General features: G+C 39.5%; 18 protein-coding genes. 8 read left to right on the top strand and 10 right to left on the bottom strand.

The annotated features are described in order from the left end of the window. Positions 1-53 precede the first annotated feature (53 nt). Positions 54-911: a helix-turn-helix domain-containing protein gene (locus ACNFU2_RS03805; RefSeq protein WP_172282705.1), complete on the bottom strand. Its 858-nt coding sequence runs from the start codon at positions 909-911 to the stop codon at positions 54-56. A 152-nt stretch (positions 912-1,063) separates the two neighbouring features. On the opposite strand from ACNFU2_RS03805, the gene ACNFU2_RS03800 reads away from it, so the two are divergent. Then, on the top strand, positions 1,064-1,597 hold the full coding sequence (locus tag ACNFU2_RS03800) for a carboxymuconolactone decarboxylase family protein (RefSeq protein WP_273648032.1): 534 nt from the start codon (positions 1,064-1,066) through the stop codon (positions 1,595-1,597). 19 nt (positions 1,598-1,616) lie between these two features. Here ACNFU2_RS03800 and ACNFU2_RS03795 read toward each other — a convergent pair whose 3' ends face one another. Beyond that, entirely contained in the window at positions 1,617-2,501 is an 885-nt protein-coding gene (locus ACNFU2_RS03795; protein WP_273648031.1) for a LysR family transcriptional regulator, read from the bottom strand. Positions 2,502-2,596: 95 nt separating this feature from the next. Between ACNFU2_RS03795 and ACNFU2_RS03790 the strand changes: the two genes are divergently transcribed. Further along, positions 2,597-3,463 carry an alpha/beta fold hydrolase gene (locus ACNFU2_RS03790; protein ID WP_273648030.1) on the top strand — a complete coding sequence of 289 codons (867 nt, stop codon included), beginning with the start codon at positions 2,597-2,599 and terminating at the stop codon, positions 3,461-3,463. An 82-nt stretch (positions 3,464-3,545) separates the two neighbouring features. Here the strand turns inward: ACNFU2_RS03790 and ACNFU2_RS03785 are convergent, their stop codons facing one another. The 5 genes from ACNFU2_RS03785 to ACNFU2_RS03765 form a co-directional block, all read right to left on the bottom strand. Beyond that, a complete protein-coding gene (locus tag ACNFU2_RS03785) occupies positions 3,546-4,724 on the bottom strand; it encodes an acetyl-CoA C-acyltransferase (protein ID WP_273648029.1) in 1,179 nt (392 codons plus the stop codon). 35 nt (positions 4,725-4,759) lie between these two features. Next, positions 4,760-6,301 (bottom strand): MDR family MFS transporter, encoded by a 1,542-nt coding sequence (locus tag ACNFU2_RS03780; protein WP_273648028.1) that lies wholly within the window; start codon positions 6,299-6,301, stop codon positions 4,760-4,762. A gap of 201 nt (positions 6,302-6,502) precedes the next feature. Continuing rightward, on the bottom strand, positions 6,503-7,651 hold the full coding sequence (locus tag ACNFU2_RS03775) for an efflux RND transporter periplasmic adaptor subunit (RefSeq protein WP_418123781.1): 1,149 nt from the start codon (positions 7,649-7,651) through the stop codon (positions 6,503-6,505). Between the two features lie 7 nt (positions 7,652-7,658). After that, a complete protein-coding gene (locus tag ACNFU2_RS03770) occupies positions 7,659-11,996 on the bottom strand; it encodes a CusA/CzcA family heavy metal efflux RND transporter (protein WP_418123779.1) in 4,338 nt (1,445 codons plus the stop codon). An 82-nt stretch (positions 11,997-12,078) separates the two neighbouring features. Next, entirely contained in the window at positions 12,079-12,411 is a 333-nt protein-coding gene (locus ACNFU2_RS03765) for a hypothetical protein (RefSeq protein WP_306612326.1), read from the bottom strand. Positions 12,412-12,717: 306 nt separating this feature from the next. Here ACNFU2_RS03765 and ACNFU2_RS03760 point away from each other — a divergent pair, with 306 nt between their 5' ends. From ACNFU2_RS03760 to ACNFU2_RS03735, 6 genes are all read left to right on the top strand, one after another. After that, positions 12,718-13,368: a Crp/Fnr family transcriptional regulator gene (locus ACNFU2_RS03760; RefSeq protein WP_306612325.1), complete on the top strand. Its 651-nt coding sequence runs from the start codon at positions 12,718-12,720 to the stop codon at positions 13,366-13,368. Between the two features lie 108 nt (positions 13,369-13,476). Then, positions 13,477-14,019, top strand: coding sequence for a YceI family protein (locus tag ACNFU2_RS03755; RefSeq protein WP_273648024.1), 543 nt, complete (start codon positions 13,477-13,479; stop codon positions 14,017-14,019). 21 nt (positions 14,020-14,040) lie between these two features. After that, entirely contained in the window at positions 14,041-14,259 is a 219-nt protein-coding gene (locus ACNFU2_RS03750; RefSeq protein ID WP_172282726.1) for a tautomerase family protein, read from the top strand. A gap of 4 nt (positions 14,260-14,263) precedes the next feature. Beyond that, entirely contained in the window at positions 14,264-14,995 is a 732-nt protein-coding gene (locus ACNFU2_RS03745; RefSeq protein WP_172282728.1) for an SDR family NAD(P)-dependent oxidoreductase, read from the top strand. A 71-nt stretch (positions 14,996-15,066) separates the two neighbouring features. Next, positions 15,067-15,441: a nuclear transport factor 2 family protein gene (locus ACNFU2_RS03740; protein WP_306612322.1), complete on the top strand. Its 375-nt coding sequence runs from the start codon at positions 15,067-15,069 to the stop codon at positions 15,439-15,441. Between the two features lie 26 nt (positions 15,442-15,467). Beyond that, positions 15,468-16,544, top strand: coding sequence for an NAD(P)H-dependent flavin oxidoreductase (locus ACNFU2_RS03735; protein ID WP_306612320.1), 1,077 nt, complete (start codon positions 15,468-15,470; stop codon positions 16,542-16,544). Between the two features lie 266 nt (positions 16,545-16,810). Here the strand turns inward: ACNFU2_RS03735 and ACNFU2_RS03730 are convergent, their stop codons facing one another. Genes ACNFU2_RS03730 through ACNFU2_RS03720 form a run of 3 tightly spaced genes read right to left on the bottom strand, consistent with a single transcriptional unit; the run spans position 16,811 to position 21,965 of the window. Beyond that, on the bottom strand, positions 16,811-17,560 hold the full coding sequence (locus ACNFU2_RS03730) for a porin family protein (RefSeq protein WP_306612318.1): 750 nt from the start codon (positions 17,558-17,560) through the stop codon (positions 16,811-16,813). Between the two features lie 9 nt (positions 17,561-17,569). Further along, the gene (locus tag ACNFU2_RS03725; RefSeq protein WP_418123775.1) at positions 17,570-18,865 is read right to left on the bottom strand and encodes a TolC family protein; all 1,296 of its coding nucleotides are present in this window, start codon (positions 18,863-18,865) and stop codon (positions 17,570-17,572) included. Between the two features lies 1 nt (position 18,866). Continuing rightward, positions 18,867-21,965 carry an efflux RND transporter permease subunit gene (locus ACNFU2_RS03720; protein ID WP_418123773.1) on the bottom strand — a complete coding sequence of 1,033 codons (3,099 nt, stop codon included), beginning with the start codon at positions 21,963-21,965 and terminating at the stop codon, positions 18,867-18,869. Between the last annotated feature and the right edge of the window lie 6 nt (positions 21,966-21,971).

The raw sequence follows: 21,971 nt of genomic DNA, 5'->3' as shown, positions 1-21,971 counted from the left end.
AATAATTTTTTTTCATCATTTGTGTTTTTTAAGGCCTCCCTCGGGAGGCTTTTTTATGGAGTGGAAATTCCTGCTGATTGCTTTTTGAACGCCAGAGGTGAAAGTCCCGTTACCCTTTTGAAAAAGCTACTGAAATAAGCAACATCTTCATATCCTAATTCATAAGCAATTTCTTTGGCTGAGCTGTTGGTAAAAAGCAGTAATCTTTTAGCTTCCAGTATAATCCTTTGCTGAATGATTTCAGAGGGAGTTCCGTTATTATAGAGATTAAAAAGATTGGACAGGGTTTTGGGAGACTTATGAAGCTGATCTGCATAAAACTTTACGGAATGTTCCGACTTATAATTCTTTTCAACCAGTAAACTGAATTGCCGGATAATATCCAGTTTTTGTTCAGGAAATTGATCTGCAACAAATTGTTTTTTTGCCGACCGTGTAATCAGGATGATCAGGCGCTTCAACAGCATCCGGAGCATGTCCTCCTGGATATCATCTACATCCTGGAATTCTTCAATAAAAATACGCAGTAGCAATGTGAGTTTATCACGGACCTGATCCTCCACGGAAACAAACATACTTTGAGACAAACCATAAAAAAGAAATCCTACACACCCTACTTCGGAATCATGACTTTCAATGCAGTAGAAATCTTTATTAAACTGCCATACGATGATTTGTGAATTGTCGGGAAAATCAAATGACTGATTGACCATTAAGCAAAGTATGCTGCCTGATTTGAATAGATAGGATATTTTATCTATTGTAATAAAAATGTCCGGACCCTGGTTCCATGCCAATGTCAGAAATTTGTCTTTACGGTCTTTTCCGTAGAAAACCCTGTCAAATTTTTCTTCATGGACAAGAAGCCGGCAAGCTGCTTCCGTCTGTTTATTATAGAAATTATAGATCATCTTTTATCTCACTAATTTTTAATAAAAGTCTTATTTGAACAAATGTATCATTTGGAAAGGGAAAAAAGCATACATCTTCGGGAAATTGTTCTATTTTTTTGAGGTCAGGGATCACTGAACTTTGTCGTATTAATTTTAAACAACAATTACAAATGAAAAATTTTCAGATTCCTCAAAAAGAGCAGCTTTCAGAAGCAAATCAAAATATTTTTAACCAATTAGAAAAAGGGGTTGGCTTTGTTCCTAATCTGTATGCAACTTTTGCACATTCGGAAAATGGGCTTGCCACTTATCTTGCCTTGCAAAATGCCAAGTCATCCTTAAAAGCAAAAGAAAAAGAAGTAGTGAACCTTATTGTCAGCCAGTATAACAATTGCCTGTATTGTTTAAGTGCTCACACTGCTATTGCAAAGCTGAACGGATTTGATGATGATCAGATCCTTGAAATCAGAAAAGCAAAAATATCTTTTGATTCAAAACTCAATTCCTTAGGGCAACTGGTTTATGAGGCAGTAAGCAATAAGGGTGAGATTTCTGAGGAGACAAAAAATCAGTTTTTCAATGAAGGATATACCGAAGGCCATTTGGTAGATGTGATTATTGCGATCGGTGATAAAACAATAACCAATTACTTGTTTGCAGCTACAAAAATTCCCGTAGACTGGCCATTAGCTCCGGAACTGTAAATAATTACAAAAGGCAATCTCAAAAAGAGATTGCTTTTTTATTACCTGTTGCATACATCCCGATAAAAGATTCCAAAGCTTGGGATTTGGGAATGCTTTTCAGGTAGATGAGAGAAGTGGATATGGTATTGATCTCCTTACTGAGCTTAAAGGTTTTCAATTTCCTGCCACCGTAATACTTTTCAATCAGCTCAAGCGGAAGCAAGGTAATTCCCAGGCCTGCTTCAACGAAATTAATGATCCCTTCAATAGAATTCATGACCATGCTCTTGTATTGTATCACTCCCCTTGCATTGAGCAAAGTTTCAAGCCTTGCCCTGTAAACGCAACCCTGGTCAAAAACAACAATATTCAGATTGTCCTTTTTGAGAATTTGATTGACTGATCTTTCATCCAGAGAAGTCACAATAACCAGCTCATCCTGCTTGATGTGGATCTGCTCGAGTTGTGCGGAATGAATAGGTGCAGAAACAAACGCCGCATCCAGCTTATAATTCAGAACATCATCAATAAGCTTTGAGCGGGTGTCCGATTTAAATTCCAGCTGGACATGAGGATAAGCATTCATAAAACCCGAAAGGATTTCGGGGGCTTTAAATACCAGTGTTGTCTCTATACATCCTATGCACAGGTTCCCTCCTATCTGATCAGAATTTTTAATTTCCTTTTTGGCTTCTTCTATTGTGTGTGAAATCTTACGGGCATATTGAATAAATGCATGTCCGGCCGTGGTTAAAGAAACTTTTCTGGAAGTACGCGTAAAAAGCTGAGCTTCCAGTTCTTCTTCGAGCGTTTTTATCCTTGCGGTAACATTGGATTGTACGGTACACATAACTTCCGCAGCTTTTGTAAAACTGCCGGAAGCAGCTACTGCTTCAAATATTTTTAAATCATTTAAATTCATGTATCATTTTTTATGATTATTCATATCATAATTAATCGTTTTATGTAATCAAATGTATGGCGTAATTTTGAAATAACAAAAAAATAAAAACAATTATGAACCCAACCATTTATTACAACAATACAGACGTTGATGGTCTGAATATTTTTTACCGTGAATCCGGGCCTGAAGATGCTCCTGTTCTTTTGCTTCTTCATGGATTTCCTACGTCTTCACACATGTTCCGCAACCTGATTCCTAAGCTGAATGATCAATATCATATCATTGCACCGGATCTACCGGGTTTCGGGTTTAGTGATGCTCCGGATTCTGACCACTTCAGCTATACGTTTGATAATCTTGCCAGGATAATGCAGGGATTTATTGATAGATTGGAATTAAAAAGATTTGCCCTTTATATTTTTGATTATGGTGCTCCTACCGGTCTTAGGTTAGCTTTAGCCAATCCCGAAAAAATAACGGGAATTATTTCTCAGAATGGGAATGCATATGAAGAAGGTCTTAGTGACAGCTGGAGTTCGATAAGAAAATACTGGGAAGATCCTACTCCGGAAAACCGTAAGCTCTTAAGTGATTTTACTTCTGAAAAGATGACCAAATTCCAGTACCAGGAAGGTGTTAAGGATCTTTCGCTTATCGCCCCTGAATCTTATGCTCTGGATCAGCATTTTCTGGACCGCCCGGGAATGAATGATATTCAGATTGACCTGATGCTGGATTACCGGACTAATGTGGCACTATATCCTGAATTTCAGGCATATTTCAGAAAATACCAGCCCCGGTTCCTGGCTGCATGGGGAAAATATGATCCTTTCTTTTTGCCTCCGGGAGCGGAAGCTTACAAAAAAGATATTCCTGATGCTATTGTAAAATTTTATGAAACCGGACATTTCGCACTGGAAACCCATACAGAAGAAATAAGTAATGACATCAGGGAGTTTTTAAAAGGCCTGCCTTCGTAAGCCTGGAATATTGTATTCATAAAAAAATGTCCGGTCATTCATCTGGCCAGACATTTTTTAATGGAAATTAAAAATACTTTAGTTATATATTCATATTTTCGATAACCATAGCGGAAGCTCCGCCGCCGCCATTACAAATGGCAGCTACACCATATTTTCCCTTTTCCTGTTGAAGGACATTGACAAGCGTCACAAGAATTCTGGCCCCGGAAGCTCCTATAGGATGTCCGATGGCTACTGCGCCGCCATATACATTCACTTTTTCAGGATCAAAACCTAAGATCTTCTGATTGGAAAGTACAACTGAGGCATAAGCTTCATTGATCTCAAAATAATCTACTGCTGAAAGGTCAAGGTTGGCACTTAAAAGAGCTTTTGGAATAGCAAGAGCCGGAGATGTTGTGAACCATTCCGGTGCCTGGGCGGCATCTGCGTAACCGATAATTTTGGCAAGCGGTTTCAGCTGATATTTTTCTACAGCTTCTGCCGAAGCGAGAATCAAAGCTGCGGCACCGTCATTCAGATTACTGGAGTTGGCCGCGGTAAGCAATCCGTCCCGTTCAAAAACAGGCTTCAGCTGAGCCATTTTTTCAGGAATAAGCTTAAAAATATCTTCATCTTTATCGATGGTAATGGTTTCTTTTCCTTTGGTGAATTCTACAGGAACAATTTCATTTTTAAATTTCCCCTGTGCAGTTGCGTTTTGTGATTTCTGATAAGAAGACAATGCATAATCATCCAGTTCCTGCCGGGTATGTCCATATTTTTTAATTCCCAGCTCTGCCGCACTTCCCATATGGAAATTATGATAAACGTCCCATAAACCGTCTTTAGTCATCCCATCAGTAAGGGTAAGGTCTCCTAATTTTTTTCCGTTTCTTATGAAGGCATAATGTGGTGTATTGCTCATACTTTCCATTCCGCCTGTTACGATGAGATGTTCAAGGCCTGTCTGGATTTGCTGTGCTCCCAATGAAGTTGCCTTCATTCCTGAAGCACATACCTTATTGATGGTCGTGGCATCTTTATCATACGGGATATCAGCAAAAATAGCAGCTTGTCTTGCCGGAGCCTGTCCTACTCCTGCACTCAGTACATTTCCCATATAAACACTGTCCAGTAATTCCGGTTCCAGAGAAATGTTTTTATAAGCTTCCCGAATGGCCAGAGCGCCCAGCTGTGTGGCTGTAAAAGTGGACAGATTCCCAAGTAATCCTCCGACGGGAGTACGTTTTGCTGATACAATGAATACTTCTTTCATGATATTGATTTTATTATATTTTATATGATTCTGTTTTAATGGTCTGCTGATACGATTACTATTTTTTTATTTTTATTCCTCTTCAGGAAAAATAATAATAAAGGTAAGACAAATATAAATGCCAGACCAATAACCATATAGGCATCGATATAGCTTAAAAAAAATGATTGTTTCACCACAATTTTTTCCACCAGACCTATTGCTTTTTGCTGTGCTTCAGGAAGACCGAATCCCTTGCTCTGAAAAAGTGAAGTATAGGTTTGAAGACGATCCATTACCGAACGGTTATCCGGAGTAAGGTTGGAGATAAGGTCGGTACGGTGAAGGGCAACCCTTCTTGCGATATATGTATTGATAATGGATATTCCAAATGAACCACCCAACTGGCGCATCATGTTGTTAATAGCGGTTCCCTGGGGCATATCTTCAGCTTTTAAAGAAGAAACGGCAAGTGATGCAAGCGGAACGGTAAGTAAAGCCATTCCCAGTGCTCTGAATATAAGATTAATGGAAATTGTAGCAAAAGAAACATCCAGGTTTACCTGTGCCATAGACCAGTTAAAATAAATAAAACAACAAAAACCAAGAAATACTACCAATGCAGGAGGAACTCCTTTTTGCAAAACTTTCCCGGTAATGATCAGCGCAAATACGGCAATAATGGAACCCGGAAGCAGTAAAAGACCAGCCTGAGCCGGGTTGAATCCTAAAAAGCGTTGTGCCAGTACAGGAGTGAGGTAAATGGAAGTAAACATGCCAATCCCGGTTATAAAGGTAAGTATGGCAGAGATACTGAGTGAAGGGTGCTTAAGAACCGATAGCTTTACCACGGGATGTGGTATAGTGAGCTCCCTGTGAACGAAAAGAACGAGTGAAAGGACAGCTGCTACAGTGAGGAAAATAATATAACGGGCAGCAAACCAGTCTTCCGTTTCCCCACGCTCCAAAACCGTTTGTAAAGAGCCGATACCAATAATTAAGAGAATAATTCCTGGCCAGTCGATCTTTTTAACCTTTTGCCGGGTCGGAGATTCGGGTAATAATTTTAAACATAGAATAGCGGCCAGTATTCCTAAAGGAATGTTGATGTAAAAGATCCATCGCCATGAAAAGTTATCCGTAATAAATCCACCGAGTGTAGGCCCGATCGTGGGTCCTATAAAAACCCCGATCCCAAATAAAGCGCTGGCAATATTCTGTTTTTCTTTTGGAAAACACTCGTATACAACCATGGCAGATACAGATAATAATGCTCCACCTCCAATTCCCTGCAGAAACCGGAACATGACGAGTTCCCAGAGGTTTGTGGAGTTGCCGCACATAAAAGAACAAAAGGTAAACAGGATAATAGAGCCGATGTAATAATTCCGCCGGCCAAGGTTATTGACCAGAAAGCTGGTCATCGGAATAATAATAACGTTGGCAATTCCATAAGCTGTAACCACCCAGGAAATGTCTTCTAATGTTGCCCCCAGGTTTCCGCTCATATAATTGAGGGCAACATTTACTATGGAAGTGTCTATAAGCTCCATAATGGCTGCGGAGATTACCGTGATAATAAGAATGATTCTTTTCATAGCATTTTACTATTTAATATACCGATCGGTATATTTTGAATTAAAAAATTTTATGATTCAAACAAAAGGAATAAACCGTCTTTAATTCAGTAGTTCCATTTTTAAATGGCAAAGATATAAAATAAATATACCAATCGGTATATTTATTTTCGGAATCATAAAAAGCCGTTCAAACGGTTGAACGGCTTTGTGCTAAAATGATTATTCTGCTTTATTTTTAAGGATCATCAGGAGATTGTAAGCTCCTTTTTGTACCAGTCTTTTATTTTTTAACGATTCAGATTTGAGAATTTCCGTAAATCCATTATCTGAAATTCCTGTGATTACGGGGATCATTTTATACCGGTGATTTCCAAGGTCTTCAAAGATATAGTTCTTATTTTCAAATGATACTATAGATTCGCCGGGTAAGCCGGTCGTATTTCTACCACTAATGCTTACTTCTGCATTGATGTACATTCCGCGCACAAACTCTGTGCTGGATGCGGACAATTTGGCTATAGCTACCGAGGATCCTCCATTTTCGATATTGGGAACAAGGCTTATAATTTTGGCAGGATATTTCTGGTCCGGGTTCTGATTATTATACACCAGGATCTCCTGCCCGGTTTTTATATCATTTACGTCATTTTCAAATACTTTTAATTCCAATAACAGACCAGCAGGGTCAATCAGTTCAAATAAGGTATCGGAAGGATTGATATACTGACCATTATTAACCCATATTTTACTTACAAAACCGCTAAAAGGGGCATGAATGCTTATTCTGCTTTTAATATTTCCGGAATTTAGTCCTTTCGCATTGATGCCTATGATCCTGAGTTTTTCTTCCAGTCCCTTCAATGTAGCGTTCAGTGTGGAATAATCCGCCTGGGCGGTCTGTAATGTTTTGTCACTACTGGCTTTGCTGGTGTTGAGGTCTTTTTGCCTGTTGAAGTTCAATCTTGCTGATTCAAGCTGGGCCTTTGTAACGAGATAATCCTGCTGAAGCTGTATGAACTGAGGATCTTCTACTACAGCCAGTACCTGTCCTTTTCTGAAATGACTCCCGTTAATAACATTGATCGATTTTATATGTCCTCCCATAATACTGGAAAGAGAACTGATATGAGACGGAGCTATGTCTGCTTTTCCGTTCAGCCGTACCGTTTTTTCCATGATCCTGTTTTGAATACCTGTCAAGGTAAGCCCTGTAATTTTGATCTGCTGATCACTTAACTGAACGATATTCTGGTTTTTTGATGCCAGTTTTTTATTTTCATAGACTGTGGTTTCCTCTTTCTTTCCCGAACATGAGGTTAAAAATAAGGCCGCAACAATGATGTATAATGATGATTTTCTGAAATACATGATATTATTATTTTGAAATTAAGAAATTAAGCTCGGCCCCCGTTTGATTGAGTCGATCTAAATTTTCGATATAATCAACCTTTATTTTAACAGCCTGATTGGTTAAAATAACCCAATTGAGGAAATCGATCTCTCCTGCTTCCATTTGTTTTTGGGCTGCTTTAAGAATTGTTTCAGCTTTGGGCAGTTGCTTCTGTTCGTAATTTTGTATGATCGCAAGCTGGTTAGCATAGGTATTGGCCAGCTGTTCATACCTGTTTTTCAGTTCGGTTTCTTTTCTTTGGTATTGATTTTCTGCAATGGCCACTTTTGCTTTTGTTGCTTTTGCCAGTGCTCGCTGTCCTTTTGTAAATAGAGGGATCCCAACACCGACCTGAACGGAATTGAAACGGTTGTTATTGATATTCTTCATGCTCTGATTAGTGTATCCTACAAGAAGATCCGGAAGGAGTTTGCTTTGTTCTAAACGGGCTTCTGCTTCATTCACCTTGATTTGCTGATTCAGATACTGGAGCTGCGGATGATTTCTTAAGACATCCCCCGGAATTTGAAAGTCAACATTCAGGACGGGTTGATCAGTAAGCGGCAGGTATCTTTTTTCCGACTGAAGCAATACCTGAAGCTGGAGCTGTGCAATATTGAGGTCGTTTTCAAGAATATTCAGCTGCACTGCGGCCTGTTCCCTTTGAATTTCGGCCGTTGACTCCTCGAGAATATTGGCTTCTCCTTTTTTCAAACGTAAACTTGCTTTGTCGGCAAAGCCATTGTACAGCTCACTGATGTAATCCAGCACTTTTTTCTTTTCCTTTAGAATAATAATTCTGTAAAAAACTTCTGAAACTTCTTTAGTCAGTTGGGCTTGGGTGAGCTGCTGATTCATAAGACCTGAAGCCCATTCCGCATCCAGCAATTGTTTTCTTCTGGAATAAACAGTCGGAAAACTAATGCGTTGAGATACGGAAAACGAATTATCGGTTTCGATTCCCTGTATCTGGCCGATACCTGCTGTCACTTCCAGTTGAGGAATGTCGAGATAGCTTGATTTCAGTTTTTCCTGATTGGCTGAAATGAGTCTGGAATTCTTATAGTTTCCGTTTTGCCGGAAGGCAGCTTCCAATGCCTGATCCAGTGTAATGTTTTCCTGTGCCTGAATACTTCCGAAAGAAATGAATAACAGGAGTATGGTTAGTTTTTTAAAGTTTCTTTTTTTTGAGAATTTCATTTTATTTTTATTGATTCGTTCAAATAAGACATACAAAATAGGCAGGACAAATAAGGTTAAGAGCGTAGCAAGCATTAAGCCTCCTATAACCACGGTAGCCAGAGGTCTCTGTACTTCTGCCCCTGCACCACTGCTTAACGCCATAGGAAGAAAGCCCAGCGAAGCGACAAAAGCAGTCATCAGTACGGGACGAAGCCGGATTCTTGTGCCCATTAAAACAATTCTGCTGAGATTGGTTATTCCATTATTTTTTAATCGGTTGAATTCTGATATCAAAACAATTCCATTAAGTACCGCAACACCAAATAATGCAATAAATCCTACTCCTGCACTGATGCTGAAAGGCATTCCCCTGAGGGCCAGAAAATAAACTCCACCAATGGCTGATAGCGGAATTGCGGTGTAGATCAGCAAACTGTGTTTTACGGAACCAAATGCGAAGAAAAGAAGCAAAAAGATCATTACCAATGAAATAGGAACAGCGACACCTAATCTTGCTTTAGCTTCATTTAAGTTTTCAAAGGCTCCACCATAAGAGATGGTATAACCTGAAGAGAGTTTCAATTCTTTATCGGTCTTTTGCTGAAGTTCCTCCACGATACTTTGAACATCTCTTCCACGGACATTAAATCCGACAACAATTCTTCTTTTGGTATCTTCCCTCTGGATTTGGTTGGGACTGCTTTTCAATTCTATGCTGGCCAGCTGGTGTAAAGGAATCTGCTCACCAGAAGCAGTCGGAACCAGAAGATTTTGAATACTTGTTATATCTTTTTTATGTTCACTGTCCATTCTTACCACGACATCAAATTTTCTTTCACCTTCATACAAGGCTCCAGCAGTTTGTCCGGCAAAAGCCATATTGATCACCCTATTGATTTCCATTACGGAAATATGGTAACGCGAGAGCTCGGCACGGTTATAACCGATAACTACCTGTGGCGCTCCGACAACAGGCTCCAGATAAAGATCCTGTGCACCTTTTACTGTATTGATAATCCCACCCAGCTTTTTGGCATATACAGCAAGGCTGTCCAGATCTTCTCCATAAATTTTACACACCACATCCTGTCTTGCTCCGGTCATTAATTCATTAAAGCGCATTTGTACCGGGAACTGAAAACCTGTTTTGAGCCCGGGAATAACCTGCAATGCTTTGCTCATCTTTTCGGATAATTCCGGGAATGATCGTGCAGACGACCATTCTTTTTTAGGCTTCAGAACAATGATCATATCACCCGCATCCATTGGCATCGGCTCTGTGGGAATTTCGGCACTTCCTATTTTAGTGACTACCTTTTGCACCTCTGGAAACTGTTTTAAAAGAATGTGCGCCGCCTGGGTGGTTGCTTTTTTCGTTTCATTAATATTACTTCCCTGCAGGATACGCATTTCTACAGCAAAATCACCTTCCTCCAATGATGGAATAAACTCTCCTCCCATCCGGGAAAGGGTGAAAACAGCTCCTGCGAAAAGGAGAAGCACTGTGATAATAATGGTTTTTCTGTACTTCAATGCTTTTATCAGAAGCTTTTGATGCCCGGTTTCTACCCTGGTCATCACCTTGTCTGAAATATTGTCTTTGGTCTTTTTCTTTCTGCTAAGAACCAGGGAACTCATCATTGGAATATAAGTAAGGGAAAGCAGGAAGGCCCCGATCAATGCAAACGCGACAGTCTGAGCCATGGGTTTGAACATTTTACCTTCAATCCCTTGTAATGTGAAAATAGGAAGGTATACGATCAGAATAATAATCTGCCCGAAAACCGCACTATTTACCATCTTGGTAGCGGAATCTGAAACCTGTGTATCCATTTCTTTTTTGCTGAGGATATGATCTTTCCCGAAATGTTTTTTATGGGCAAGCTGATGCAACACAGCTTCTACGATAATAACAGCCCCATCAACGATAAGTCCGAAATCAAGAGCACCGAGGCTCATGAGGTTTCCTCCGACTCCAAAAAGGTTCATCATGATTATGGCAAAAAGCATTGCCAGTGGAATTACAGAAGCGACAAGCAGACCGGCACGGAAGTTTCCTAAAAAGAGAACAAGAATGAAAACAACAATCAGGGCTCCTTCCATCAGATTGGTTTTTACGGTACTGATAGTATTGTTAACCATTTTCGCACGATCCAGGAAAGGCTCAATAACAACACCTTCCGGTAAGGTTTCCTGAATTTTTTCCAGACGCTGTTTAATATTACCAATTACTTCATTGGCATTTTCTCCTTTAAGCATTAGTACAATAGCTCCCGAGACCTCTCCTGTGTCATTATAGGTCATCGCTCCATACCGTGTGGCATATCCTGTTTTTACTTCCGCCACATCCCTGATAAGAACAGGAATCCCCTCTCCTGTTGCTGATACTTCAATATTACCTATATCTTCAGTACTTCCCAGAAGCCCCTCTGTCCTAATGAATAATACAGTCTCCTTCTTTTCAATATAAGCCCCGCCGGTATTTTGATTATTCCGCTCCAGGGCATCAAAAACGTCATTGATGGTAATATCAAATGCTTGTAATTTATTGGGATTGATAGCAATCTCATATTGTTTCAGTTTTCCTCCAAAGCTGCTGACATCCGCAACTCCTTTTGTTCCCAGAAGCTGGCGGCGGATGATCCAGTCCTGGATGGTTCTCAGTTCGGTCTCATCGTAGATGTTCTCGTAGCCTTTTTTTGCCCGCACCACATATTGGAATATTTCACCTAATCCACTGGAGATAGGTCCCAATTCCGGTTTTCCGATTCCTTCCGGTATATTATCCTGGACTATCTGCAGACGTTCCTGAACCTGTTGTCTTGCCCAATATACATCGGTATTATCATTAAATACCACCGTAACAAGGGATAAGCCGAACCGTGAAAAACTTCGGAGCTCTGTTATGCCATTGATGTTACTGGTAGCCTGTTCAATGGGAAAGGTCACCAGACGTTCGATATCAGCTGCTCCATATGAGGGTGCGACAGTGATAATCTGTACCTGATTATTGGTAATATCAGGCTGGGCATCAATTGGAAGCTTTGTTGTTTCATAGATTCCAAGAAGAATCAGCCCCATTGTAAAAAGGGCAATAATGAGTTTATTCTTTACAGAAAACTCAATAATTTTATTTAACATGAAAAAATTAATTAATTGATAGATAACAAGATTAAGCTGCTCTAAAAAGTATTTTAAAGCATAGTTATTGTGCAGAGATTAATTAAGAATGGCGTGGAGGCTGGAAAATGCTGGAAAGATAGAGTCCGGAAAAATCTTTTTCCTGATAAAAAGTGTTTTTTTGCTGAACCGGAAATTCTTTTATTTTTTCAATATGAAATAGGGTTTCCGGAAGTTGTGCATATACCATAAGCACAACAGGAGGATTGATGAAGGGCAGTTTCTGATCGGTATCCCAATCCTGGTCTTTTTTATGATTATCATAATGTTCTACCAGAAATTCTACACAATTGCCGTCATATTCCATCAGATGTTCTATAAAGACCGGAGCCTTCAATACTTCCGCCATATTTGTTGTCGCAAATACGTAAGTCATAGAACAAAATATAGAAATCCACTTCAGCATAGGTGACAAAGATAAGGTTTTTTGGTCTTTTTTACGTGAATTAATTGTTAAAAAATACTTTATTCATGCATGTTTTACTCTTTTTACTAAAGTTTGATTAATACGATAACAATCAAAGTTAGGGTTTTATAACCCCATGTTTTTTGAGATGATAATTTTTGATTTTCAATATTTTACATTTTTTTGCTGCTGTACCTGGATCATCCGTTTTTGGTATTTAGGTATTATTGCAATTGTTTTCTTTACCCTACTAAAATTAGACTGAAGTTCTTCTTAATGGATAAGATAAAGTTAAGGGCTGTTTTGGGGAAATGTTTTACATTGTATATTTGTAATTCAATTAAAAAATTGATGACCCATCCTAAAGAGATATTACAGCAACATCTGTCACAATTTGTTTCTCTTAATGAAGAGCAACTGGATTATGTATTTTCGCATTTTACCCTGATCAGTCTGAAAAAAGGACAGATGCTTTTGTCGGAAGGAAATCATGTAGATCACGAATATTTTGTCCTTGAGGGTTGCCTTAAGGCGTTTTATCTAAATGATGCCATGAAGATGTTTATTTTACAATTTGCAATGCCAAATTGGTGGGTTTCCGATTATAATGCACTGTACAGTCATCAGAAGGCAACCATAAATATTGATTGCATTACCCATGCAACCGTATTGGCCATATCCAATAAAAACAGAGAAAAGATATGCAGCGAAATTCATGAAATGGAGCATTTTTTCAGGTGGAGAACCAATAAAGGCTATGTTGCAGTACAGAAACGCCTTCTTTCACTAATGAATAACGATGCTAAATTCAGATACGAAGAACTTTTATCAATGTATCCTCAATTGTATAATCTTGTCCCTAAACATCTTATAGCTGCTTATCTCGGTGTTTCCAGAGAAACCTTAAGCCGTTTGTATCAATCCTGATCTCTTAATTTACTCATTGCTTTTCAGTAAAATTAAATTGTGACCCAGGTCACGTAACTTTTTAACGTCCCCTTCTGAACTTTGTGTCAACATTTAAACATAGAAAAAATGAATACACAAAATTTTAAAGTAGACCATGAAAAAAGTACAATAGAATGGACCGGAAGAAAAATAACTGGTGCTCATAATGGGACCATCGGAATCAAAGAGGGGTCATTTACTTTTAAAGACAACCAACTATCTTCAGGAACATTTATTATAGATACCCGTTCTATAAAAATTCTTGATATCGAAGATGCTGAGACCAACGCTCAGTTTGCGGGTCATTTAGCTTCCGATGATTTCTTTAATTCGGATCAGTTTCCGGAATCTACCTTTGAAATCAGGCATATAGAGCCTGGTGATGATCATCTGTATTATGTAAACGGAGATCTTACGATTAAGGGAATCACCCATCCTATTGATACTGTATTAAAAATCGAGAACACTCCAAACTCAGCAACTATTCAAAGTAAAATTGTTCTTGACCGTACTAAGTATAATATGAAATTCAGATCAGGTAATTTCTTTACGGATTTAGGGGATACCTTGATATACAACAATTTTGACCTCACCATTAATCTGGTTGCTGAATCAGTTGAAAATAATTAATAACCTTAAAAATTTACAATCATGCCTTATATAAAAATAGAAGTTCTGCGTGACGGAGTTACAAGAGAACAAAAACAACTTTTGATAAAAGGAGTAACAGAACTGGTAACTTCAGTTTTGAATAAAGATCCGCATCTTACCCATGTAGTGATTGATGAAATAGAAGATGATAACTGGGGATATGCCGGAGAGCAGGTATCTGCGTTGAAAGAACAGGGATTTTCCACCGATAAAAAATAGAAAAATGGAAAAACAAACGGTCATCATAACAGGTGCATCCTCAGGAATCGGATTGGAGATCGCCAGGTATTTTCTGGAAAAAGGAAGTAATGTAGTTATTAATTCAAGAACAGAATCTAAATTGCAGGAGGTTTTTAATGAATTGGGAGGTGGAGATCATTTGGCAATGATTGCAGGGGATGTTGCCGACAAAGCTATTGGTGAATTACTTGTAAAAACAGCGATTGAGCGATTTGGTTCAGCAGATGTTCTTGTCAATAATGCAGGAATTTATGAAAACAAACCATTTCTTGAAGTAACAGAAGATCATCTGGACAGGTTTTTAAGAACAAACCTTAAAGGGACCTTTTTTACGACACAGTCGGTTATTCCTCAGATGCAGAAGCAGAGAAATGGAGTTATTATTAATATAGGTTCTCCATTGGTATATCACGCTATGGCAGGATCTCCTTCTACGGCTCCGATATCGAGTAAGGGTGCGATCCATGCTTTAACACATCAGCTTGCCGCCGAGTTTGGAAAAGATAATATCAGAGTAAATACCGTTGCCGCCGGGCTGATCAGAACCCCTATGCACGATGAAAATATCGATCAGGCAGCAGGAATTCATTTACTGAACCGTATCGGTGAACCTGAAGAAGTTGCACAAATGGTTTACAGCATTGCATGCAACAAACTGATCACGGGAGCGATAATCAATGTGGATGGCGGCATGGGAGCCGGACATTACCTATAATGAAAATTGTATTATTAATAGCATGGTTGCTGGGTATTCCACTAAGCAGCCATGCTCAAAAAATCAACACTATGAAAAATAGTACAGAAGAAACCGCTATAAGAACCGCACTTGAGCAATATTACTTCAAAGGCATTTTTGAAGGGAATACAACACTTTTGAAGGAAGTCTTCTTCAAAGACGCCCTTCTATTCGGAGATATAAAAGGAGTAGCGTATTATAAAACAGCGGAACAATACATCGAAGGTGTAGGCAATCGGGTCAGCCCGGAAAAGGTAGGAGCACCGTTTCATCCGGAGATTATTTCCATCGACGTGATCAATTCTATTGCTTCAGTAAAGCTCAATGTGAAGATGTACGATTATAATTACTATAATTTTATTACTTTCCATAAAATAAACGGGAAATGGCTGATCGTAAACAAAACCCTTACGGATGTTGAATAATTGGTAACCCAATCAAATCACTTATTATGTGGAATAAAAACAGAATTACAGATTTACTTGGAATTGAATACCCTATCTGGCAGGGACCTTTCGGAGGAGGCTTATCTACAGTAGAACTCACTTCACGGGTAAGCAATAAGGGTGGATTAGGTGGTTTTGGAGCATATACCCTTAGTCCGCAGGAAATTTATGAGGTCGATCAGAAAATAAGATCTCAAACGTCCCAGCCCTATAATCTTAATCTTTGGGTTTCCGATACAGATTTTGTAAGTGCGGAAGACAATGAAAAAAGCTATAAAGAAACTGTGGAGGCTTTTAGACCTTATTTTGACCGACTGCAAATAGATGTTCCCGCTCTTCCACCCTCTTTTGAATCCAGGTTTCAGAATCAGCTGCAGACGGTTTTGGATATTAAACCAAAGGTTTTCAGCTTTATGTTTGGGTTGCTGGATCCAACTGTTGTCGAGGAATGCCATAAAAGAGGAATTCTTTTGGCGGGAAACGCAACGACATTGGACGAAGCGATAGCTCTGGAGAATATTGGAGTAGATATTATTGTTGCTTCAGGGTTTGAAAGCGGCGGTCACAGACCTTCATTTTTGGATAAGGCTGAATATTCAACTACGGGCACATTCGTTCTTGTACAGTTGATAAAAGATAGGATTAAAATACCGGTAATTGCTGCCGGTGGAATTGCTAATGGGACCGGAATTGCAGCTGCGCTTACATTAGGAGCGGAAGGAGTGCAAATCGGAACTGCGTTTCTGGCTTGTGAGGAATCCGGTGCTTTGCCTGTTCATAGAGAGGCTCTTTTTTCAGAGTCGTCAAAAAACACGAGGCTGTCAAGAGCTTATACCGGACGTTTAGGCAGAGGAATAACCAATGAAATTTTAAAGGATCTTTCAGAAAAACAGATTCCTCACTTACCTTTTCCATTACAAACTACTTTTATGTCATCTTTGCGTAAGGCCGCTCTGGAACAAGGGAAAAATGAAATGGTATTTTTCTGGGGTGGGCAGATCGCACCGGTTCTTAAGCATAAAAGCGCAACGGTATTGATGGATAGTTTAATTACTGAAGCCTCAAAAATACTTCCTGGATGATAGTTTCCTTAGGCAACTTACATCTAAGAATTTGAGCACAAAGACGCTATAGTTTTATAGAATTCTTTATGCAGGTTTTAGCGTGTTAATACATTTTGGAACTAAAATAAGCCGGGTTAAAACCCGGCTTTAACACTAATTTAGAAATAAATAATCTACGATATAAGATGATCGTATTGGATTAAAAGGAACCAAAAAATATATATAGTTTCTTTGTGTTTTTACTGTTCTGTTGTAGAACTTTGAGATTTTGATTCCTTTTTGCATTATTTATAAGAATGATATGATGTCAGGTCATATGCTAAAGAAAGCATAAGTCCCCGATTGTATATTTTAATTTTATCTTTTTTAGCATTGCCGTTTGCTGAACTGTTGGCATTCTGAAAAAGATCTGTAAAACCATGTGTGTATCTTAGCCCTACCGACCATCTGTCTTTTAGTTGGTAGTCCAGACCGATATTCATTCCAAAATCAAATTTCTGAAGATAATAGCTTTTGCTTTCATCATTGGCCGCATCTCCGAAAATGCTTTTATCCCGGAAAACGTTACCATTTTCATCTTTTCGTTTTGTATTGGCTGCTGCTAAAACACTTACATACGGCCCCGCATAGAATTTAAATCCGGATAGGCGGTAATTCATGTTCACAGGAATAATATCAATATAAGAACTGTTGATCACTGAGTTATAAGTTTTGTCAGAACTATCCTTATAGGAGACACCTACCCTTCTTTGGCTGAAAATCAATTCATGGGTCAGTTCTATATTTTTGCTTATCCGGGTGTTAACAAATACGCCTGCATGGAAGCCCGGTTTGAATTTTGTGTCTGGATTTGCAAAAATAAAATCCCTCTCTTTGCCGTAAAAATTATAAGAATTAATACCCGCTTTCACACCCCAGCTTACTTTGTTTGTGTTTGATTCTATGGAATCTGTTTTTAACGTATCAGAATTCTGTTGAGCATATATAAAATGCCCTTCAAATAATATGATCAGTATAAAAAATATTTTTTTCATTGTTGTTAATTATAAATTAATATCCCATATTCCGGCAGCTCTTTCAAGCTCTACCAATGCAACGGCATAGTTGTAAAGTGTTCCGTAATAATCGTGCTGTACATCATTATAGGTACGTTGTGCATTCAGGACTTCCAGTAAGGAAGACTGACCTCTCTTATAGCTGTATATTTTGCCCTCAAGGATAGCTTTAGCTTCTGTAAGCAAACCGGATTTAAACTGATTCACCTGCTTTTGAGCTGCGATATAGGTGTAATATGCCTGGGTAACTTCGGTTTGAATCTGGAGCTCAGTCTGTTTGTAGGTTGTTTCTGCCTGTAAGGTACCGTATTGTGCTGCTTTCAGATCTCCCGATCTGTTGTTTGAAAATTTCAGGGGAACACTGATTCCTGCATTTACAGTAGTCATTGCAGGTGTGGGAGCGATGGTACTTCTCACGTAAGAAGCATTATTAACACCAAATGACAGTCCCAGGTCAATCGCGCGGTCAGCCTTAGCTTGCTTAAGCAGACTTTGAGAAACGGTTTTGCTTTGCAGGGCTGCTTTTAAATCTGCCCTGTTGTTTTGAGCTTCAATAACCAGATCCGATAAGGAAAATTGACGTTCAAACCCTGAAAAATCGCCCTGAGGATACCATAAAGAATCACTTTTAGCTTTTCCCGACAAAAGTGAAAGGTTAGCTAATGAAGCTTTCCACTCTGCTTCTGCAGAAAATACATCGTTCAGCATAGTACCTGCTTCCAGCTTTGATTGCCTGGCATCTACCTGGGTGATCACTCCTAATTTGAAGCGGATACTGTCGGATTCCGCCAGTTTTTTCATCTGCAGATAAGAATTGGATTCTACATCCAGCACGATCCTATTCTGGATAGCAGAGAGATACGCCAGTGTAGCATCTGCCCGGAGATTACGGAAATAATCATCCAGAAGAAGACGGCTAAGCTGTGCCTGATTTCGAGCAACTTCTATACGGGCTTTTCTTTTGCCACCCATTTCCAATGTCCAGCTTACTTCAGAGTTAAAACCATAGCCCATCTTCATTCTTCTTTGTCCGTTATCAAACCATCCGAAGCCTAATTGTGGATCCGGAAAAATCCGGGCGGTTTGTATCGCGGCATCGGCAATATTGATATTGAATTTTTCTGCAGAATATGCCAGATTGTTTTTTCCGACCAGATTGATATAGGTCATATAATCAATTGGTTTTTTAGCGAATGCAGTATCAATCTTCTGGGCCTTTATATTGAAGGCTGAAACGAGGAATATTATGATAAAAAGCTGTGTATATTTTTTTATTGTGATCATTTTAATCTTCTTTTGGTACATTAAAATTCTTTCCCCATTTATTTTCTATCAGATAGTAAAGTGCAGGAAGTGCAAACAGGGTAATGATGGTAGAAAACAGGAGTCCATACACAATTACAGTGGCCAGAGGTCTTTGTACATCAGAGCCAATACCTGTAGCCAATGAGGCAGGAAATAACCCCAATATAGCGACAGTAGCGGTCATCAGAACCGGACGGAAGCGATGGAAAGCTCCTTCTGTTACTGCTTTTTTCAGGTCGTACCCTTTCTTTCGCAGGTCATTGATGTGGGAGATCATGATTACCCCATTTTGTATGGCGACTCCAAATAAAGCAATAAAACCTACTGCTGATGAAATATTCAGGGTCATGCCCCGAAGATTGAGAGCAAGCATTCCTCCGAAAAGAGCCAGCGGAACTATACTGATTAAAAGCCCGGCCTGACGGAATGACTGGAAAGCTCCATACAACAAAATAAACATAATGGAAAGCGCCAGGGGAACAATAACAGAAAGCCTTCCGTAGGCACGGTTCTGGTTTTCAAACTGACCACCCCATTTGATGCTGTATTTTTCGTGATCATATTTTACATTTTTTTCGATGGCATTTTCTGCTTGTGATAAAAATGACGTTAAATCGGTACCAAGAAGGTTAAGGCGTACGGTGAGATGACGCTTGTTCATTTCACGTGCGATCATACTTTCCCCTGTATTCAACTGTATATCCGCAACCTGGGATAGTGGGATTTTCGCCCCGGATTCATTGGTAAGCATCAGGCTACCTATTTTTTCCGGCGTATTTCTGCTGGTTTCGTTATACCTCGTAATAATATCGTATACTTTGATTCCCTGATATACTTTTGAAACAGCTTTTCCCCCGATTGCTACTTCTATAAGATCTGAAACATCAGATACATTGAGTCCATATTGGGCGATTTTTTCGCGATCTACCTTTATCTGTAACTGGGGCAATGGAGGCTCCTGATCTATAGCAAGGTCCACGGCTCCTTTTACCTTTTTTAAAGTAGCCATTACTTCTTCTGCTATTCGTCTTGTTTCTTTAAAATCATTTCCATATACCTTAACAACGAGTTCACTATGGGCCCCGGAAATTTTGTCCATTACGCCATCGATCATCGGTTGGGTGAAAGCAATATTGTATCCCGGCATGGTTGCGTATTCTGCTTCAAGTTCTTTGATAAGATCCGCTTTACTTCTTCCCCATTTCCATTCGCTATACGGTTTTAGTCCCACACTCACCTCAAAATGGGAAGGTGTCCAGGCGTCAGTTCCGTCGTCATTTCTTCCAGCCTGTACCATTACATACGTTACTTCTTTGTGCTTAAGAGTATGCGCCCTGAGCGTATCACTCATTTCTCTTGATTTTTCTACTGTAATGCCTGGTGGTAAAGAAACCTGAAGCCATATTGATCCTTCATCCAGCGGAGGTAAAAAGTCTTTTCCTACCAGGGCTGTTAAAACGCCTGTCGTCAGCAGGATAGCAATCAATGGAATAAATATCCGTTTAGGACGGCTCATGATCTTTTGAACTCTGTTATGATATGCCGTCCCTATTTTCTCAAGCCAGCGGTTGTGGTAAATCTTCCGTGGTTTCCGGTAGATGACAAAAGCCAGTCCCGGAATGAGGAATAATGCAACAGCAAGGGCACCCAGCAATGCGTAACCTACTGTAAATGCCATTGGCGTAAATAATTTCTTTTCTACTCTTTCAAAAGCAAACAATGGCAAATAAGCGGTGATGATAATGATGGTGGCAAAGAATATGGGTTTGGCTACTTCTTTTACTTTTTGAGTAATGGTTTTTTCTTCCAGTTCCTCTTCAGGATGATCTTCCCGTTTCTTTAAAATCGTTTCAAGCATTACAATAGCCCCATCTACAATAATCCCGAAATCGATAGCCCCAAGGGATAAAAGGTTAGCCGGAATATTAGTGAAATGCATTAATATAAATGCAATAAGCAAAGACAGGGGGATGGTAATGGCCACAAGCAGGGCGCCGCGCCAGCTTCCAAGGAATACAATCAATACGATGATAACCAAGGTCATTCCTTCAAGTAAAGTTTTAGATACGGTATGTAATGTATTATCAACAAGGTTGGTTCTGTCTAATACAACATGGATCTGAACACCTTTTGGAAGGATGTTTTTATTAAGATCATCAACAGCATCATTTACTCCTTTTAATACGACAGATGGATTTTCTCCTTTGAGCAACAGAACAATACCTTCTATGTTGTCCGAGTAATTAACACCCCGCTGATCTGAGTAGCCTAGCGCTCCTTTACGTTCAAGGTTCCCATATTTTATTTTGCCAATGTCATTCATGTATATGGGAGAGCCATTAACTGATTTTACGACAACCCTACCCATGTCTTCGAGAGATTTAACCAGGCCGATTCCACGGATAACGTAAGACTGGTCTCCCCTGTTCATAACACTTCCACCTGAGTTGGCATTGTTGGCCTCAAGCTTTTCTGCCACCTCTTTAAGGCTAATATTGTATTGTTCCAGCTTTACCGGATCCAGTTCTACCTGAAACTGGGTGGTAATCCCACCAAAATTGGTAACGTCTGCCACTCCAGAAACCTGTTTTATTTTCGGGATGATTACAAAATTCTGAAGATCAGTAAGCTCACGTAGATCATGGGTTTTACTCTCAATGATATAGCGGTAAATCTCTCCTGTTGGAGAGGTGAGCGGATCCAGCCCAGGAGTTACTCCATACGGAAGTTCGAGATCCCCCAGCCTTTCTTTAATTCTGGTCCTTGCCCAGTAATCATCGACCCCGTCATTGAAAACGATGGTTACCATGGATAATCCGAAGGTACTTTTGCTTCGCATGACATGCATTCCTGGGAGTCCATTTATTGCCTGTTCAATAGGTATGGTAATTTGCTGTTCAATTTCCTCGGCAGCTAAACCGGGTACCTGAGTAACAACCTGGGAAGTAACATCTCCGATATCGGGATAAGCTTCTATAGAAAGTTGTTTCCATGAATAATATCCGAAAAGAGCAAGCAGTGCAAACAATGCCAGTATCAGCCATCGTTTAGCAATGATATTGTTTAATATGTTTTTCATTGGGTT

Origin of the sequence: Chryseobacterium sp. PTM-20240506 (assembly GCF_048296755.1) — a bacterium.
In the GTDB taxonomy this organism is placed as follows: Bacteria; Bacteroidota; Bacteroidia; order Flavobacteriales; family Weeksellaceae; genus Chryseobacterium; species Chryseobacterium proteolyticum.
Note: the sequence above shows the minus strand (reverse complement) of the source record. Positions and strands in the feature narration are given on the sequence as shown.

What these genes read in the sequence shown, in the direction of transcription:
- ACNFU2_RS03755 (WP_273648024.1), top strand. Translation starts at nt 13,477, where the DNA reads ATGAATACACAAAATTTTAAAGTAGACCATGAAAAAAGTACAATAGAA.
- ACNFU2_RS03725 (WP_418123775.1), bottom strand. Translation starts at nt 18,865, where the DNA reads ATGATCACAATAAAAAAATATACACAGCTTTTTATCATAATATTCCTC.
- ACNFU2_RS03735 (WP_306612320.1), top strand. Translation starts at nt 15,468, where the DNA reads ATGTGGAATAAAAACAGAATTACAGATTTACTTGGAATTGAATACCCT.
- ACNFU2_RS03780 (WP_273648028.1), bottom strand. Translation starts at nt 6,301, where the DNA reads ATGAAAAGAATCATTCTTATTATCACGGTAATCTCCGCAGCCATTATG.
- ACNFU2_RS03800 (WP_273648032.1), top strand. Translation starts at nt 1,064, where the DNA reads ATGAAAAATTTTCAGATTCCTCAAAAAGAGCAGCTTTCAGAAGCAAAT.
- ACNFU2_RS03785 (WP_273648029.1), bottom strand. Translation starts at nt 4,724, where the DNA reads ATGAAAGAAGTATTCATTGTATCAGCAAAACGTACTCCCGTCGGAGGA.
- ACNFU2_RS03795 (WP_273648031.1), bottom strand. Translation starts at nt 2,501, where the DNA reads ATGAATTTAAATGATTTAAAAATATTTGAAGCAGTAGCTGCTTCCGGC.
- ACNFU2_RS03805 (WP_172282705.1), bottom strand. Translation starts at nt 911, where the DNA reads ATGATCTATAATTTCTATAATAAACAGACGGAAGCAGCTTGCCGGCTT.
- ACNFU2_RS03775 (WP_418123781.1), bottom strand. Translation starts at nt 7,651, where the DNA reads ATGTATTTCAGAAAATCATCATTATACATCATTGTTGCGGCCTTATTT.
- ACNFU2_RS03745 (WP_172282728.1), top strand. Translation starts at nt 14,264, where the DNA reads ATGGAAAAACAAACGGTCATCATAACAGGTGCATCCTCAGGAATCGGA.
- ACNFU2_RS03720 (WP_418123773.1), bottom strand. Translation starts at nt 21,965, where the DNA reads ATGAAAAACATATTAAACAATATCATTGCTAAACGATGGCTGATACTG.
- ACNFU2_RS03750 (WP_172282726.1), top strand. Translation starts at nt 14,041, where the DNA reads ATGCCTTATATAAAAATAGAAGTTCTGCGTGACGGAGTTACAAGAGAA.
- ACNFU2_RS03765 (WP_306612326.1), bottom strand. Translation starts at nt 12,411, where the DNA reads ATGACTTACGTATTTGCGACAACAAATATGGCGGAAGTATTGAAGGCT.
- ACNFU2_RS03760 (WP_306612325.1), top strand. Translation starts at nt 12,718, where the DNA reads ATGGATAAGATAAAGTTAAGGGCTGTTTTGGGGAAATGTTTTACATTG.
- ACNFU2_RS03770 (WP_418123779.1), bottom strand. Translation starts at nt 11,996, where the DNA reads ATGTTAAATAAAATTATTGAGTTTTCTGTAAAGAATAAACTCATTATT.
- ACNFU2_RS03740 (WP_306612322.1), top strand. Translation starts at nt 15,067, where the DNA reads ATGAAAAATAGTACAGAAGAAACCGCTATAAGAACCGCACTTGAGCAA.
- ACNFU2_RS03790 (WP_273648030.1), top strand. Translation starts at nt 2,597, where the DNA reads ATGAACCCAACCATTTATTACAACAATACAGACGTTGATGGTCTGAAT.
- ACNFU2_RS03730 (WP_306612318.1), bottom strand. Translation starts at nt 17,560, where the DNA reads ATGAAAAAAATATTTTTTATACTGATCATATTATTTGAAGGGCATTTT.